Below are 15,459 nucleotides of genomic sequence, written 5' to 3'. Positions count from 1 at the left end.
TCGCGCGAAACCGCAGGAGGGGCCGTCAGCCGTGGGCCTGGTCGGCGGCGGCGGGGACGGGCTCGACCGGCAACGTGGTCCCGGTGACCGACGCCGGGGCGCGGCGGATGGAGATGGACAGCGCCGCCGCCACCAGGCACAGCGCCGCGGCGGCGTACCAGGCGCCGTCGTAGGAGCCGGTGACGTCGCGGACCACGCCGGCGCCGAACGCGGCGATCGCGGCGCCGACCTGGTGCGCGGCGAACACCCAGCCGAAGACCACCGGCGCCCGCGAGCCGAAGTACTGCCGGCACAGCGCCAGCGTGGGCGGCACGGTCGCCACCCAGTCCAGGCCGTAGAAGACGATGAACGCGATCATCGACGCCTGCACGTCGGTGCCGAACAGCTGCGGCAGCAGGAACAGCGACATCCCGCGCAGCCCGTAGTAGGCCAGCAGCAGCAGCCGGGGGTCGACCCGGTCGGTGAGCCAGCCGGAGAAGATCGTGCCGGCGACGTCGAAGACGCCGACCACGGCGAGCAGCCCAGCGGCGGTGGTCACCGGCATGCCGTGGTCGTGCGCGGCGGGGATGAAGTGCGGCTGCACCAGCCCGTTGGTCGAGGCCCCGCAGATCAGGAACCCGCCGGCCAGCAGCCAGAACGGCCGGGTCCGCACCGCGTCGGCCAGCCCGCGCAGCGCCGTCCGCGCAGGGTTCCCGCCGACCGGGTCGACGTCGTCGGCCGCCGTCCCGCCGTAGGGCGCGACCCCGAGGTCGCGCGGCCGGTCGCGGAGCAGCCACACCACGAAGGGCACGACGGCGAGCGCCGCCGCCGCGGTGCCCAGCGCCGCCGGGCGCCAGCCCCAGCGCTCGTCCACCACCGCCACGACCGGGAGGAACACCAGCTGACCGGTGGCCCCCGCCGCGGTGAGCACGCCGGAGACCAGCCCGCGCCGCTCGACGAACCAGCGGCCGGTCACCGTCGCGACCAGCGAGAGGGCCATCGAGCCGGTGCCCAGGCCGACCAGCACGCCCCAGCAGAGGATGAGCTGCCAGCTCGCCGTCATGAACACCGTCGCCCCGCTGCCGGCCGCGACGACCAGCAGCGCTGTCACCACCACGCGGCGGATGCCGAACCGGTCCATCAGCGCCGCGGCGAACGGCGCGGTGAGCCCGTAGAGGGCCAGGTTGATCGCGACGGCGGCGGAGATGGTCGACAGCGACCAGCCGAACTCCTCGTGCAGCGGGTCGATGAGCACCCCGGGCACGGCGCGGAAGGCAGCGGCACCGATCAGCGCCACGAAGGTCACCCCGGCGACCCACCAGGCGGGGTGCACCCGGTGGGTGCGGGGCGGCAGGACGGTGGTCACGGCAGGAGATGCTCCCGGCCGGACGACGGCCGAGCCAGTGGCCCGACGGCCAGCATGTGCAAGGATCCGGCCATGCCCGCGCCGACGCCGCACGAGGTCGCCGTCCTCGCCCTGGAGACCACCGTCGCCTTCGAGCTGGGCCTGCCGCACGCCTTCCTCGGCGGCGCGGTCGACGCCGACGGGCACCCCCTGTACCGGGTCCGCGTCGCCTCCGAGGACGGCGCCCCGGTGCGCACGAGCGCCGGCTACCTGGTGCAGCCCGACCACGACCTCCGCCTGCTCGAGACGGCGGACACCGTCGTCGTCCCCGGGATCTACGGCGGGCCGCAGTACGACGGCCGCGGCCTCTCCCCCACCCTCGGCGACGCGCTGACCCGGGCCGCCGGGCACGCCCGGATGGTCTCCATCTGCACCGGCGCGTTCGTGCTGGCCGCCGCCGGGCTGCTCGACGGCCGGCCGGCGACCACCCACTGGATGCACGCCGCCGCCTTCACCGGCTTCTTCCCCCAGGTCGACCTGGACGCCGACGTGCTGTTCGTCGACGACGGCGACGTGCTCACCTCGGCCGGCAACGCCGCGGGAATCGACCTGCTGCTGCACCTGGTGCGGCGCGACCACGGCAGCGACGTGGCCAACAGCGTCGCCCGCCGCCGGGTGGTCTCGCCGTGGCGGGAGGGCGGCCAGTCGCAGTTCATCGAGCGGCCGCTGCCCGACCCCGCCGACACCGGGACGGCGGACACCCGGGCCTGGGCGCTCACCCGCCTCGGCGAGCCGCTGACCCTGGCCGAGCTCGCCGGGCACGCGCGGATGAGCGTGCGCACCTTCACCCGCCGGTTCCGCCAGGAGACCGGGCTCAGCCCGCAGCGGTGGCTGACCCAGCAGCGGGTGGCGCTGGCCCGACGGTTGCTCGAGTCGACCGACACCCCGGTCGAGCGGGTCGCCACCGAGGCCGGGTTCGGCACCACCGCCTCGCTGCGCCAGCACCTGCACGCGGCCATCGGGGTGGCCCCGCTGACCTACCGGCGCACCTTCCGCGGCTCCGCCCCGGCCAGCGGGGCGCCCACCCCCATGTGACGAGGGACTCCTCCGCCTCCCCGCGCAGCGGTACCCCGTCTGGCAGAGTGGACATCACCGGCGCCGCCCCCTGCTCATCCGAGAGCGGGTGGACTCGACGTCGGCGCGAGGCTGCGCCACCGAGGCGCGCCGGCGACCCGACGTCCATCCCGGACGAGCGATGCGGCCCCACCGTGGCGGCCCCGCACCCGGTGGGCCGACGGTGGCCACCGGACTGTTGAGGAACCGACCGTGACCAGCTCGACCACCCCTGCCCAGAACGACAGCGCTGACCGCCCGCGCCGTCGCGCCACCCGCCCGGCCGCCGCCCCCACGGGCAGCGCCGGCTCCCCCGCCTTCCGCAGCACGCCCACCGCCGCCACCCCCTCCGGTGACGGCGACGCCAACCGCCGCCGTCGCGGTGGCCGCGGCCGCGGCACCGGCCCCCGCCCCGAGGGCCAGCAGTCCGCCCCGCGCACCGACGAGCGCGTGCCGGTCGCCCCGGTCGTGCCCGTCGGCGACGTCGCCACCGTGCTGCCCACCGACACCACGTTCGAGGCGCTCGGCGTCCCGGCGCCGCTGGTCGAGGTGCTCACCGCCAGCGGCATCACCGCCCCGTTCCCGATCCAGGTCGCGACCCTGCCCGACACCCTGGCCGGCCGTGACGTGCTCGGCCGCGGCCGCACCGGCTCGGGCAAGACGCTGGCCTTCAGCATCCCGCTGGTCGCCCGGCTCGCCACCTCTCCCAGCAAGCGGCAGCCCAAGCGGCCGCGCGCGCTGATCCTGGTGCCGACCCGCGAGCTGGCCAACCAGGTCGCCGCGGTCGTCGACCCGCTGGCCCGCGCGCTGGGCATGCGGACCGCCGTCGTCTTCGGCGGCGTCGGCCAGAACCCGCAGGTGCAGGCGCTCGCCGGCGGCATCGACGTGCTCATCGCCTGCCCCGGCCGGCTCGAGGACCTCATCCAGCAGGGCCACGCCGACCTGGGCGCCGTCGAGATCACCATCCTCGACGAGGCCGACCACATGGCCGACCTGGGCTTCCTGCCCGGCGTGAAGCGGCTGCTCGACCGCACCCCGAAGGTCGGCCAGCGGCTGTTGTTCTCCGCCACCCTGGACAACGGCGTCGACGTGCTGGTCAAGCGCTACCTCGACCGGCCCACCACGCACTCGGTCGACCCGGCCGTCGCGCCGGTCTCGACGATGACCCACCACGTGTTCCGGGTCGACGCGGCCGACAAGGGCCAGATCGTCAAGGAGCTCGCCTCCGGGCTGGGCCGCACGGTGATGTTCACCCGCACCAAGCACCAGGCCAAGAAGCTGGCCAAGCAGCTCACCGCCGCCGGGGTGCCGGCCGTCGACCTGCACGGCAACCTCAGCCAGAACGCCCGCGAGCGCAACCTCGAGGCGTTCAGCAACGGCGAGACCCGGGTGCTGTGCGCGACCGACATCGCCGCCCGCGGCATCCACGTGGACGACGTCGCGATCGTCGTGCACGTCGACCCGCCGGCCGAGCACAAGGCGTACCTGCACCGCTCCGGCCGGACGGCGCGCGCCGGTGCCGGCGGCATCGTGGTCACCATCGCCACGCCCGACCAGGCCGCCGAGGTCCGCACGCTGGCCCGCCAGGCCGGCATCACCCCGGAGGTCTCGGCGATCAAGCCGGGTGCCCGGGAGATCGTCGCGCTGACCGGCCCGGTCGCCCCCTACGTCGAGCCCGCCCCGGTCGCGGCCCCGCAGCCGCAGGGTGCCGGAGGTGGCGCCAACGGCGGCCGCCGTCGTCGCAGCGGTAGCGGTGGCGGCGCATCGTCCGGCTCGTCGGGCCAGGCGTCGTCCGGCGGTTCCGGCCGCGGCTCGGGTCGTCCGGCCGGTCCGGCGCGCACCCGCGCCGAGCTCGCCGCGCGGGCCGGCCAGGCGCCGAGCGGGGCCGGCCGGGGCCGCGGCCGCTCCGGCCGCTGACCGCTCGCTGATCACCACGCGCTGGTGGTCGTCACCCGCATCGGGGGACGACCACCAGCGCGTTCTCGTCGGGCGGGCTCCCGGTCGGGGCCGGGCACTGCACTCGGAGGCGGTGGCCGACGGACCGCAGGCAGTACCCTCCCGGTCCAGCCGGGGCCCGGCCACCAGGAGGACCGGCGGAGGTCGAGGGATGAGCGAGCAGCGGACGATCGCCTGCGGTGAGCACGGCGCGAGCCCACCGGCGTTCCTCTGCGGCCACCTGTTCGACTCCGTCTCGCCCGTCGGCGTGGTGACGAGCACGGACGCGGTCGAGCCGGGCGACCGGCCGGGGGCCTGGTGCGAGTCCTGCGATGCGGCGCTGGTGCAGCAGGGCGAGTGGAACGACGAGTCGGAGCGCGACCTCGATCTGCGCGCCGTGTGCGTCCGGTGCTGGGACGACATCGTGGCCCGCAACCAGCGGTGACCACATCCGCCGGCGTCCAGGGCCGCTCCGGCGGGGCCACCCGGCCGGCGGGGAGCCGGCGACCCGACCTCGCGCCCTGGACGGCGACGGACGAGGATGGTCATTGAGCACTGCACCATCCCCGTCGCCAGTGAGGTACCCCATGCGCCTGCCCATCACCCCCAGCGAGATCGCCCCGCGGATCGCCACCGGTGCGTTCATCCTGAACTCCGGTCTCGGCAAGCGCGCCGCCGACGAGGGCACCGCGGCCGGTCTGCACGGCTTCGCCGCCGGCACCTACCCGTTCCTCAAGAACGTCCCGCCGACCACCTTCGCCAAGGCGCTGTCGACCGCCGAGATCACCATCGGCTCGCTGCTGCTCACCCCGTTCGTGCCCACCGCCGTCGCCGGCGCGGCGCTCACCGGGTTCTCCGGCGGGCTGCTCGGCCTGTACCTGCGCACCCCGGGCATGACCAAGCCCGGCAAGAGCGTCGCCCCGACCCAGGACGGGCTGCCGATCGCCAAGGACGTGTGGATGCTCGGCATCGGCATCGGCCTGCTCACCCAGGCGCTCGTCGGCCGCCAGGAGCGGGCCGCGAAGTCCAGCCGGAAGAGCCGCAAGGCCAAGGCACTGCTCGGCTGACGGCGCGGCCCGCTACGACAGGGCCGCCAGCACCTCGCGGACCAGCCGGGCGACGTCGTCCGGCCTGGTCTGCGGGGTCATGTGCGCCGCGCGGGGCAGCTCGACCAGCCGTCCGCGCGGCGCGCAGCCGGCCAGGTGCGCGGCCCAGTCGTGCGGGCACAGCGCGTCCCGGTCCCCGCGGACGACGACGACCGGCACCGGCACCCGGCGCAGCCGCTCGTCGACCCGGTCACCGGCGACCTGCCGCCACAGCGCCGTCATCGCCCGCGGCCCGGTGCGCAGCCACTGCGCCAGCACCAGCGGCGCCTGCCACCACGGCTCCCAGACCGCGGTGCGCACCCAGCGGGCCGCGAGCACCCGGAGCCGGCGCATCCGCGGGTCGGTGGTCGGGCCGAGCAGCACGACGCCGACGACCCGCGGGTCCCGCTCGGCCGCCGCGACGACGACCTGGCAGCTCTGCGAGTGCCCCACCAGCACCACGGGGTGTGACGGGAGCGCCGCGAGCAGCTGCGCGGTGAGCTCGTCCAGCGTGCCGACCGGGCGGCGCAGCCCCATCCCGGGCAGAATGGCCACCGCCCCGCCGATGCGCTGACGCAGCCGCGCGGAGGACCGCTCGTCCAGGCCCAGCCCGGGGACGAGCACGATCCCGGGAACAGCCGCGGCCCGCTCAGCGCTGTCCTGGGTGGAGCTCACCAGCACCTCCGGGGTGGGGTGAGCGCAAGGACCCACAGTGCGGTGGGATGATGAGTCATCATGACGACATATCAGGAGGCACCGTGACCACCGCGACCCAGCCCACCGGACAGCGACCGAGGGTCGTCATCGTCGGGTCGGGGTTCGGCGGTCTCTTCGCCGCCCAGCGGCTGAAGAAGGCCCCTGTCGACATCACGCTCATCGGCAAGACCACGCACCACCTCTTCCAGCCGCTGCTCTACCAGGTCGCCACGGGCATCCTCTCCGAGGGCGAGATCGCCCCGGCCACCCGGGAGATCCTCGCCAAGCAGGACAACGCCCGCGTGGTGCTCGGTGAGGTCACCGACATCGACCTGGTGGCGCGCACCGTCACCTCCGTCGTCCTCGGCCGCACCACGGTGCACGAGTACGACGAGCTGATCGTCGCCGCCGGCGCCGGCCAGTCGTACTTCGGCAACGACCAGTTCGCCGAGTTCGCCCCGGGCATGAAGAGCATCGACGACGCCCTCGAGCTGCGCGGCCGGATCTTCGGCGCCTTCGAGCTGGCCGAGCTGGCCACCGACCCGGCCGAGATCGACCGGCTGCTCACCTTCGTCGTCGTCGGTGCCGGCCCGACCGGTGTCGAGATGGCCGGCCAGATCGCCGAGCTGGCGCGCCGCACCCTCAAGCGCGACTTCCGCACGATCGACCCGACCAGCGCCCGGGTGATCCTGCTCGACGCCGCCCCCAAGGTGCTGCCGCCCTTCGCCGACTCCCTCGGGCAGAACGCGCACAAGCGGCTCAACGAGATCGGCGTCGAGGTCCAGCTCGGCGCGATGGTCACGAACGTCGACGCCGACGGGATCGTGGTCAAGGACGGCGACGGCCACGAGCGCCGGATCCACTCCGCCACCAAGATCTGGGCCGCCGGTGTGCAGGCCAGCCCGCTCGGCAAGATGCTGGGCGAGCAGTCCGGTGCCGCCGTCGACCGTGCCGGCCGGGTCTCGGTCGAGCCCGACCTGACGCTGCCCGGCCACCCCGAGGTGCACGTGGTCGGCGACATGATCTCGCTCAACCGCCTGCCGGGTGTCGCCCAGGTCGCGATCCAGGGTGGCCGCTTCGCCGCCGACGCCGTCAAGGCGCGCGTCGCCGGCCGGCCCACCAAGCCCGAGTTCCACTACCACGACAAGGGCAGCATGGCGACGGTCGCCCGTTTCTCCGCCGTCGCCGACCTGGGCAAGCTGAAGTTCACCGGCTTCATCGCCTGGGTGATGTGGCTGGTCGTGCACATCTTCTACGTGGTCGGCTTCAAGAGCCGCTTCACCACCGCCCTGGGCTGGGCGGTGAGCTTCCTGGGCCGCGGCCGGGGGCAGCGCACGGCGACCCAGCAGCAGGTGTACGGCCGGCTGGCCCTGGAGGAGCTGGGGTCGGCGTTCGAGGTCTCCAAGACCGGCGGCCCGAAGGACGACCTGGTGTCGGTGGACGCCACCGGGCGCAAGTCCGCCTGACGCCCCTGGCGACGACGACGGCCCGGCCCCCGCAGCTGCGGGGGCCGGGCCGTCGTCGTCGTGGGGTCAGAACGGGTAGGCCGGCAGGTCACCCCGCAGCGTCACCCACTGCGTCTCGGTGAAGGCCTCGATGTTGGCCTGCGGGCCACCGTGCCGGGAGCCGGTGCCCGAGGCGCCGACGCCGCCGAACGGGGCGACCGCCTCGTCGTTCACCGTCTGGTCGTTGATGTGCACCAGGCCGGCCGGGATGCGCTCGGCCAGCTGCAGCCCGGCGTAGACGTCGCGGGTCAGGATCCCCAGCGAGAGCCCGTACTCGGTGCCCGCGGCCAGCGCGGCGACCTCGTCGACCGAGGAGAACGGGGTCACCGGGGCGACCGGGCCGAAGATCTCCTGCTGGTAGGCCGGGGCGTGCACCGGGACGTCGCCCAGCACGGTCGGCCGGTAGAACAGCCCCTCGTAGGTGCCGCCGGTGCGCACCGTGGCGCCGGCCTCCACGCTGGAGGTGACCAGGCCGTGCACCCGGTCGCGCTGCCCGGCGTCGATGATCGGGCCGAGCGCCGCCTGGTCCCGGAACGGGTCGCCCACCGGGAGGTCCTTCACCTTGTCGGCGAGCACCTGGGTGTACTCCTCGGCGATCGAGGCGTGCACCAGGTGCCGGCTGGTCGCCATGCAGATCTGCCCGGAGTGGGCGAAGGTGCCCCACGCGCCGACCGAGGCGGCCGCGGTGACGTCGACGTCGCCCATCACGATGAGCGCGGAGTTGCCGCCCAGTTCCAGGTGCGCCCGCTTGAGGTGCTGCCCCGCCAGCGCGCCGACCGCGCGGCCGGCCTTCGTCGAGCCGGTGAAGGCGATGACCCGGACGGTGGGGTCGACGACGAGCGCCTCCCCGACGTCGGCGCCACCGGGGAGCACCTGGAACACCCCGGCCGGGACGCCGGCCTCGGCGAACACCCGGGCGAACACCGCGCCACCGGAGATCGCCGTGCGCGGGTCCGGCTTCAGGATCACCGCGTTCCCCAGCGCCAGCGCCGGGGCGATCGCCCGGATGGCCAGGATGGTGGGCACGTTGAACGGGGCGATGACACCGACGACGCCGGCCGGCACCCGGCGGGCGAAGGACAGCCGGGGCGATCCGGAGCGCAGCAGCTCACCGTAGGGGTGCGACGGCAGCGCGGAGGCCTCGTAGCACTCCTGCGCCGAGGTGTGCACCTGGAAGTCGCCGAAGGGCTGGATCGCCCCGGACTCCCGGGCCAGCCAGCCCTTGATCTCCTCGGCGTTCGCGGTCAGCAGGTCACCGGCCCGGCGGAGCACCGCCGCCCGCTGCTCGAAGGGCAGCGCCGCCCACTCGCGCTGGGCCTGGACCGCCCGGGCGCCGGCCTTCTCCACGTCGGCCGGGGTGGCCTGACCGACCTCGCCCAGCTGCTCGCCGGTGGCCGGCTCCACCGCGGGGTAGGTGCCGCCGCTGCCGTCCGTCCACGCGCCGGTCCAGACCTTGCCCCGCCACGCGCCGTCCTCGAGCAGTGCCATGGATCTCCCTCGTCTCGTCGATGAGCAGTACTCCCCGATCGTGCCCCGGCGGGCGCCGGCAGCAGCGGCGCTTCCACTCGCAGGAAGCGGGGCGACGAGACGTCACCGAGCGCTCACGCGCCGCTCTGACCAGGGCCGTCACCTCACCCCGACGGGTCGCTGTGATCCACTCTGCGGTGCTGTTCGGCGCTGCACCGGCCGATGCTCGCGGGGACATGGACGAGGTGACGATGGGCGGCAGGCTGCCGGCGCGCGTGGCGCTGCTCGCGTTGCTGTGCGGCACCGGCGGGGGCTTCTGCCTCGTCGGCGCCCTCTGGCCGACCAGCCCCGACGCCCCGGTCGTGCTGGCCGCCACCCTCGGCGTCGTCGGCCTCGGGATGACCGCCGCACTGGTGGTGGCCGGCGACCGGGTGCCCCCGCGGGTCGACCACGGCGTGCTGGCGCTGCTGTCGCTGCTGGTCGCCCTGCTCGCGGCCCGCTCGGCGACCGCGGCCGGTGTCGTCGGACTCGGGCCGGTGCTCATCAGCATCGGGCTCTACGCCGCCCACTTCCTGTCGCTGCCCGCCGCCCGCGCCCACGCGCTGCTGGCCGTCACCGCCGCCAGCGCCGGCGCCCTGGCCGCGGCGCCGGGCCACTTCCTCGTCCCGTGGCTCATCGCCGTCGTCACGACCGTGGTGCTCACCGAGGCGCACGGCCGGCTCAACGGCCGGCTGCGCACCCAGGCCTCGACCGACCCGCTGACCGGCGTCGCCAACCGGCGGGCCTGGGAGGTCGAGGCGGGCCGCAGCCTGGCCCGGTCGGCGCGCACCGGTGAGCCGCTGACGGTCGCGATCCTCGACCTCGACGACTTCAAGGAGGTCAACGACCGGGACGGGCACGTCGCCGGCGACCGGCTGCTGCGCCAGGTGGCCACCCACTGGCGCGGCCGGCTGCGCGCCTCGGACCTGCTCGGCCGGCACGGCGGCGACGAGTTCGTGCTGTGCCTGCCCGGCACCGACGGTGCCGCGGCGCGCGAGGTCCTGCAGCGCCTGGAGGGCGGGCTGCCGATCGGCTGGTCGGTGGGGACGGCGACCGCCCGGGACGGCGAGTCGCTGGCCGCCCTGCTGCTGCGCGCGGACGCCGAGCTCTACGCGGGCAAGCGCTCCCGGCGCGACGCCGGCCGCTGACCGGTCAGCCGCCGGACGCCGCCAGCTCCTCGACCCGCGCGGCGGAGCGGTCCCGGATCGCCGCGGCGGTCGCCGCCCGGCGGGCGGCGGCGTCCCGGCGCTTCTCGGCCTCGTGCACCGCGCCCACCGCCTCCTTCGCCTCGCGCTCCACCCGGCGCAGCTCCTTCTCCAGCTGCTCGGCCCGCTCGTGCAGCTGGTCCCGCCGCTCCCCCGCCTCGGTCAGCTCCTGCTCGGCCGCCTGCGCCGACGCCGCCGCGTCGCGAGCCACCGCGGCGGCCTCCTCGGCGTCCCGGCGGGCCTGCTCCAGCTCCTGCCGGCGGCGTTCCTCGGCCTCCTGGCGCCGCAGCTCGGCGGCGTCCGGGCCCTGCGGGGCCGGCGTCGCCGCCTTCGCCCGCGGTGCGGCCCCCGAGCGGACCGGCGTCGCCACCGCACCGCTGAGGTCGACCGGACCCAGCCCGCTGTAGGACAGCGCCGTGGTCAGCCGCCCGCCGGCCAGCGCCTCGCCCGCGTCCGGGTCGACCACCGCCGCGCGCAGCGTGCTCTCCACCTGCTCGGCCACCGCGCTGCTGACGTCGTGCCCCTCGGCGTGCGCGAGGCCGCGCGCCTGGCGGGCCAGCGCGGCGACCACCTGGTTGCGCTGCCGGCCGAGCTGGCGCAGCTCGTCACCGGACAGGCCGACCTGCGCCCGGCGGAGCATCTCGCCGATCTCCCGCAGCTGGGCCACCTCGTCGGGCTGCCGGCGGACCAGCAGGTTGCACACCCACGCCGCCGTGGTCGGCTTGGGCAGCGCGGCGACGGCCTTGGCCAGCTCCTTGTCCGTGGCCTTCGCCCGGTCGCGGGCGGCGGTGCGCGCCTCGACGAACTCCTCGGGCGGCACGCCGTAGAGCTCCTCGGCGATCTCGTCCAGCTCGTCGTCGTCCACCCGTGCATCGTGCCGGGCGGGCCGCCGCGGTGGCAGGGGCGGTGGCCGGCAGCCACCCGTTGTGTGCGCGGCCAGTCGGCGGTGGGTCCGTTCGTCGCCGTGCACGATGACCGCCCCGGGGCGGCCCAGCAGGCTCGCGCCATGGGACGACCGCTGGACCTCGAGGACATCAGTGCCCTGCAGCTGCCGAGCGACCCGGCGATCGCACCGGACGGACGGCGGGTGGTCTACGTCCTGCGCACCACCGACACCGGGGCCGACGCCGACCGGACGGCGCTGTGGTCGGTCACCGCGACCGACGACGGCTGGGCCGAGCCGGTCCAGCTGACCCGGGGCACCGCGGACAGCTCGCCCGCCTTCTCCCCCACCGGAGACCGGGTCGCCTTCCTCCGCGGCGGCGACGGCCCACCGCAGCTGCACCTGCTCGCCGTCTCCGGCGGCGAGGCCGAGCGGGTGACCGACCTGCCCGCCGGCGCCGGAGCCCCGGTGTGGAGCCCGGGCCGGTGACCGGATCGCGTTCACCGCCGCCGTGCGCGACGCCGACGAGGACGAGCACGCGCCGATCAGCACCAGCCGGCTCGGCTACAAGGCCGACGGAGCGGGGCTGCTGCGCAGCACCCGGCAGCACGTGCACGTGCTCGACCTGGCCACCGGCGAGGTCCGGCAGCTGACCTCCGGCGACTGGCACGCCGGCCGGCCGGCCTGGTCTCCCGACGGCGAGCAGCTCGCCCTCGCAGCCGGGCCCGAGCCGGACGCGGACACCACCTGGCGCACCCCGGCCCACCTGGTGCCCGCCGCCGGCGGACCGCTCCGCCGGGTCGCCGGTCAGCTGGACGTCGCCGGACCGATCACCTGGACCGCCGACGGCGCCGCGCTGCTGGTCGCCGGGCAGCAGCGGCTGGCGGTCGGCCACGCCGGGCTCTTCGTCCAGCCGGGTCGAGGGCGGGGGCGACCCGGTCGACCCTCGCCGCCCCGCTGGACCGGAAACGTGATGCCCGGCGGGCCGGGCTACCCCGGCGGGCTGCCGCAGCTCACCGCCGACGGCGGCACGGTCGTGTTCTGCGTCCGGGACCGCGGCTGCTCGCACGTCTACGCCACCGCGGTCGACGGCTCGTCGTCCCCCCGCCCGGTGCTCACCGGGGACGACCTGGTCGTCTCCGGGCTGTCCGTGGCCGCCGACGCCGACCGCGCCGCCGTGGTGCTCGCCGACCCGGGCACCTACGGCGAGGTCGCGGTGGTCGACCTGACCGACGGGACGACGACCCGGGTCACCCGGCAACACCGCCGCCGGCCTCCCGGACGTCGACCTGCTCGTCCCCGAGCCGCGCACCTTCACCGTGCACGACGGCACCGAGGTGCACGGCTGGCTGCTGCGCGACCCGGCCGCCCCGGCGCCCGGCCCGCTGCTGGTCGACGTGCACGGCGGGCCGCACAACGCCTGGGCACCGGCGGCCGACGCCGCGCACCCCTACCACCAGGCGCTGGCCGCCGCGGGCTGGTCGGTGCTGCTGGTCAACCCGCGCGGCAGCGACGGCTACGGGCTGGAGTTCTTCACCGGCGCGGCCGGGGCGCTGGGGCAACCGCCGACGAGCGGGACTTCCTCGACCCGGTCGACCAGCTGGTGGCCGAGGGGGTGGCCGACCCGGACCGGCTCGCGCTCACCGGCTACAGCTACGGCGGCTACCTGACCTGCTGGCTCACCGGCCGCACCGACCGGTTCGCCGCGGCGATCGCCGGCGGGGTGGTCAGCGACCTGACCAGCATGCTCGGCACCAGCGACGCCGGGTACGCGCTGGGCGGGATGGAGTGGCCCGACCCCTGGACGGCGCCCGCCGAGCTGGCCGAGCTCTCCCCGATCAGCCGGGTGCACCAGGTGCGCACGCCGACGCTCGTGCTGCAGGGGCAGGCCGACGAGCGCTGCCCGGTGGGCCAGGCCGAGCAGTGGTTCGCCGCGCTGCGCACCCGCGGCGTGCCCACCGAGCTGGTGCTCTACCCCGGCGGCTCGCACCTGTTCATCCTCAGCGGCCGCCCCAGCCACCGGGTCGACTACAGCCGCCGGCTGGTCCGCTGGGCGCAGCAGCACGTGCCCACGCCGCGCCCGGCCATCGACGCGGCGCACTGGCAGCAGCGCCTCGACGTCCTCGCCGCCCGGCACTCCGTGCCCGGGGCTGCCCTCGCCGTCCGGCGGGTCGGTGCCGGGCCCGACGAGCTCGTCGAGCTGGCCACCGGCGTCCTCAACCGGTCGACCGGGGTCGCGACGACGACCGACTCGGTCTTCCAGATCGGCTCGATCACCAAGGTCTGGACGACGACGCTGGTGATGCAGCTGGTCGACGAGGGCCGGCTGGACCTGGACGCGCCGCTGGCGGAGGTGCTGCCCGAGCTGCAGCTCGGCGACCCCGACGTCGCCAAGCGGGTGACGATGCGGCACCTGCTCACCCACACCAGCGGCATCGCCGGCGACGTCTTCACCGACACCGGCCGCGGCGACGACTGCGTCGAGCGCTACGTGGCAGCGCTGGCCGACACGCCGCAGAACCACCCGCTGGGCGCCACCTTCTCCTACTGCAACTCCGGCTTCACGCTCGCCGGCCGGGTGGTCGAGGTGCTCACCGGGCAGACCTGGGACGCCGCCCTGCGCGAGCGGGTCATCGAACCGCTGGGGCTCGCGCACACCTCGACGCTGCCCGAGGAGGCGGTCCTGCACCGCGCCGCCGTCGGCCACATCGCCCCCGAGCCCGGCGCCGACCCCGCGCCGGTGCCGGTCTGGGTGCTGCCCCGCTCGCTCGGCCCGGCCGGGCTGGTCAACGCCACCGCCGCCGACGTCACCGCCTTCGGCGCCCTGCACCTGCGCGGCGGCGTGACGGCGGACGGGACCCGGGTGCTCTCGGCGGCGTCGACCGAGGCGATGCAGAGCCGGCAGGCCGAGCTGCCGGACCGGTACTCGCTCGGCGACTCGTGGGGCCTGGGCTGGATCCGGCACGTCTGGGACGGCGAGCTGCTGGTCGGCCACGACGGCGGCACGTACGGGCAGGGCGCGTTCCTGCGGGTGCTGCCCGAGCACGGGCTGGTCATCGCGCTGCTCACCAACGGCGGGAAGATGAAGGACCTCTACACCGACGTGATGGGCGAGCTGGTCGGCGAGCTGGCCGGGCTGCAGCTGCCCGCGCCGCTGGAGCCCCCGGAGCAGGCACCGCAGGTCGAGCTCGCCCGGTACGCCGGCAGCTACGAGCGCAGCTCCGTGGCGACCGAGGTGTTCGAGCGGGACGGCGGGCTGGTCATGCGGGAGACGATGTCCGGTGCGGTGGCCGAGGCGGTCGGCCAGCCGGTGCAGGAGCACCCCCTGGTGCCGGTCGCCGAGGGACTGTTCGCCGTGCGCGCACCGGGTACGGACGGCTGGTCGGCGGTGACGTTCCACTCGCTGCCCGACGGCACCGAGTACCTGCACACCGGAGGCCGCGCCAACCCCAGGAAGAGCCGATGACCGCAGTGACGCTCCCCATCGACGGCTTCGCCGACACCCTCCCGGCGATGCTGGCCGACCTGGCGGCGCTGGTGACCTGCGAGTCGCCGTCGGCCGACCTGGCCGCGGTCGCCGCCGGCGCCGAGCAGGTCGCCCGGCTGGGCACCCGGTCGCTGGGGACCGAGCCCGAGGTGCTGGTGCTGGCGGGCTGCACCCACCTGCGGTGGCGGCTGGGCACCGGCCCGCGCCGGCTGCTGCTGCTCTGCCACCAGGACACGGTCTGGCCGCTGGGCACCCTGGCGACCATCCCCTGGTCGGTCACCGACGGCGTGGTGCGCGGCCCGGGGTGCTTCGACATGAAGGCCGGCATCGTGCTGGCGTTCACCGTGCTGTCCCGGCTGCAGGCGGCCGGCACCGACCTGGACGGCGTGACCGTGCTGGTCACCGGCGACGAGGAGATCGGCTCCCCCACCTCCGCCGACCTGATCCGCGCCGAGGCGACCGGCTGCCGCGCGGTGCTCGTGCTGGAGGCCAGCGCCGACGGCGGTGCGCTGAAGACCGGCCGCAAGGGCGCCTCGCTGTACGAGCTGGCGGTCACCGGCCGCGCCGCGCACGCCGGGCTGGAGCCGGAGAAGGGCGTGAGCAGCACCATCGAGCTGGCCCACCAGGTCCTCGCGGTCGCCGCGCTCGCCGACCCGGCCCACGGGACGACGGTCACCCCCACGGTGCTGACCTCCGGGACGACGACCAACACCGTGCCGG

General features: G+C 75.7%; 13 protein-coding genes. 9 read left to right on the top strand and 4 right to left on the bottom strand.

All coding sequences use genetic code 11. From position 1 onward, the window contains the following. Positions 1-25 precede the first annotated feature (25 nt). Positions 26-1,345, bottom strand: coding sequence for an MFS transporter (locus tag FHX36_RS00060; RefSeq protein WP_110552631.1), 1,320 nt, complete (start codon positions 1,343-1,345; stop codon positions 26-28). A gap of 72 nt (positions 1,346-1,417) precedes the next feature. Between FHX36_RS00060 and FHX36_RS00055 the strand changes: the two genes are divergently transcribed. The 4 genes from FHX36_RS00055 (at position 1,418) to FHX36_RS00040 (ending at position 5,439) form a co-directional block, all read left to right on the top strand. After that, the gene (locus FHX36_RS00055; RefSeq protein ID WP_246405367.1) at positions 1,418-2,419 is read left to right on the top strand and encodes a GlxA family transcriptional regulator; all 1,002 of its coding nucleotides are present in this window, start codon (positions 1,418-1,420) and stop codon (positions 2,417-2,419) included. Positions 2,420-2,650: 231 nt separating this feature from the next. Beyond that, entirely contained in the window at positions 2,651-4,354 is a 1,704-nt protein-coding gene (locus FHX36_RS00050) for a DEAD/DEAH box helicase (RefSeq protein WP_343056531.1), read from the top strand. 190 nt (positions 4,355-4,544) lie between these two features. Further along, on the top strand, positions 4,545-4,817 hold the full coding sequence (locus tag FHX36_RS00045) for a hypothetical protein (RefSeq protein WP_110554194.1): 273 nt from the start codon (positions 4,545-4,547) through the stop codon (positions 4,815-4,817). 142 nt (positions 4,818-4,959) lie between these two features. Beyond that, on the top strand, positions 4,960-5,439 hold the full coding sequence (locus tag FHX36_RS00040; RefSeq protein WP_110554193.1) for a hypothetical protein: 480 nt from the start codon (positions 4,960-4,962) through the stop codon (positions 5,437-5,439). A 12-nt stretch (positions 5,440-5,451) separates the two neighbouring features. On the opposite strand, the gene FHX36_RS00035 is transcribed toward FHX36_RS00040, so the two are convergent. Next, complete coding sequence (locus FHX36_RS00035) at positions 5,452-6,132, bottom strand: alpha/beta fold hydrolase (RefSeq protein WP_181428952.1); 681 nt, start codon at positions 6,130-6,132, stop codon at positions 5,452-5,454. Positions 6,133-6,215: 83 nt separating this feature from the next. Here FHX36_RS00035 and FHX36_RS00030 point away from each other — a divergent pair, with 83 nt between their 5' ends. Beyond that, positions 6,216-7,619 (top strand): NAD(P)/FAD-dependent oxidoreductase, encoded by a 1,404-nt coding sequence (locus tag FHX36_RS00030; RefSeq protein WP_110554191.1) that lies wholly within the window; start codon positions 6,216-6,218, stop codon positions 7,617-7,619. A gap of 66 nt (positions 7,620-7,685) precedes the next feature. Here FHX36_RS00030 and FHX36_RS00025 read toward each other — a convergent pair whose 3' ends face one another. Further along, a complete protein-coding gene (locus tag FHX36_RS00025; protein WP_110552432.1) occupies positions 7,686-9,146 on the bottom strand; it encodes a benzaldehyde dehydrogenase in 1,461 nt (486 codons plus the stop codon). Between the two features lie 215 nt (positions 9,147-9,361). Between FHX36_RS00025 and FHX36_RS00020 the strand changes: the two genes are divergently transcribed. Next, positions 9,362-10,312, top strand: a complete 951-nt coding sequence (locus FHX36_RS00020; protein WP_110552431.1) for a GGDEF domain-containing protein — start codon at positions 9,362-9,364, stop codon at positions 10,310-10,312. A 4-nt stretch (positions 10,313-10,316) separates the two neighbouring features. On the opposite strand, the gene FHX36_RS00015 is transcribed toward FHX36_RS00020, so the two are convergent. Further along, positions 10,317-11,234 carry a hypothetical protein gene (locus tag FHX36_RS00015; protein WP_110552430.1) on the bottom strand — a complete coding sequence of 306 codons (918 nt, stop codon included), beginning with the start codon at positions 11,232-11,234 and terminating at the stop codon, positions 10,317-10,319. A gap of 141 nt (positions 11,235-11,375) precedes the next feature. On the opposite strand from FHX36_RS00015, the gene FHX36_RS22340 reads away from it, so the two are divergent. From FHX36_RS22340 to FHX36_RS00005, 3 genes are all read left to right on the top strand, one after another. Further along, the gene (locus tag FHX36_RS22340) at positions 11,376-11,741 is read left to right on the top strand and encodes a TolB family protein (RefSeq protein WP_221202719.1); all 366 of its coding nucleotides are present in this window, start codon (positions 11,376-11,378) and stop codon (positions 11,739-11,741) included. A gap of 22 nt (positions 11,742-11,763) precedes the next feature. Continuing rightward, positions 11,764-14,718, top strand: coding sequence for a serine hydrolase (locus FHX36_RS00010; RefSeq protein ID WP_221202717.1), 2,955 nt, complete (start codon positions 11,764-11,766; stop codon positions 14,716-14,718). Continuing rightward, a partial coding sequence (locus FHX36_RS00005) for a M20/M25/M40 family metallo-hydrolase (RefSeq protein ID WP_183513404.1) occupies positions 14,715-15,459 on the top strand: 745 nt, incomplete at its 3' end. The genes FHX36_RS00010 and FHX36_RS00005, both read left to right, overlap by 4 nt.

The sequence above is a fragment of the Modestobacter versicolor genome, assembly GCF_014195485.1.
GTDB classification, from domain to species: domain Bacteria; phylum Actinomycetota; class Actinomycetes; order Mycobacteriales; family Geodermatophilaceae; genus Modestobacter; species Modestobacter versicolor.
This window is presented reverse-complemented; position numbering and strand designations above follow the sequence as displayed.

Bases quoted from the DNA above. Each gene is read 5' to 3' on its own strand.
- FHX36_RS00055 (WP_246405367.1), top strand. From the start codon at position 1,418: ATGCCCGCGCCGACGCCGCACGAGGTCGCCGTCCTCGCCCTGGAGACC.
- FHX36_RS00045 (WP_110554194.1), top strand. From the start codon at position 4,545: ATGAGCGAGCAGCGGACGATCGCCTGCGGTGAGCACGGCGCGAGCCCA.
- FHX36_RS00040 (WP_110554193.1), top strand. From the start codon at position 4,960: ATGCGCCTGCCCATCACCCCCAGCGAGATCGCCCCGCGGATCGCCACC.
- FHX36_RS00025 (WP_110552432.1), bottom strand. From the start codon at position 9,146: ATGGCACTGCTCGAGGACGGCGCGTGGCGGGGCAAGGTCTGGACCGGC.
- FHX36_RS00020 (WP_110552431.1), top strand. From the start codon at position 9,362: ATGGACGAGGTGACGATGGGCGGCAGGCTGCCGGCGCGCGTGGCGCTG.
- FHX36_RS22340 (WP_221202719.1), top strand. From the start codon at position 11,376: ATGGGACGACCGCTGGACCTCGAGGACATCAGTGCCCTGCAGCTGCCG.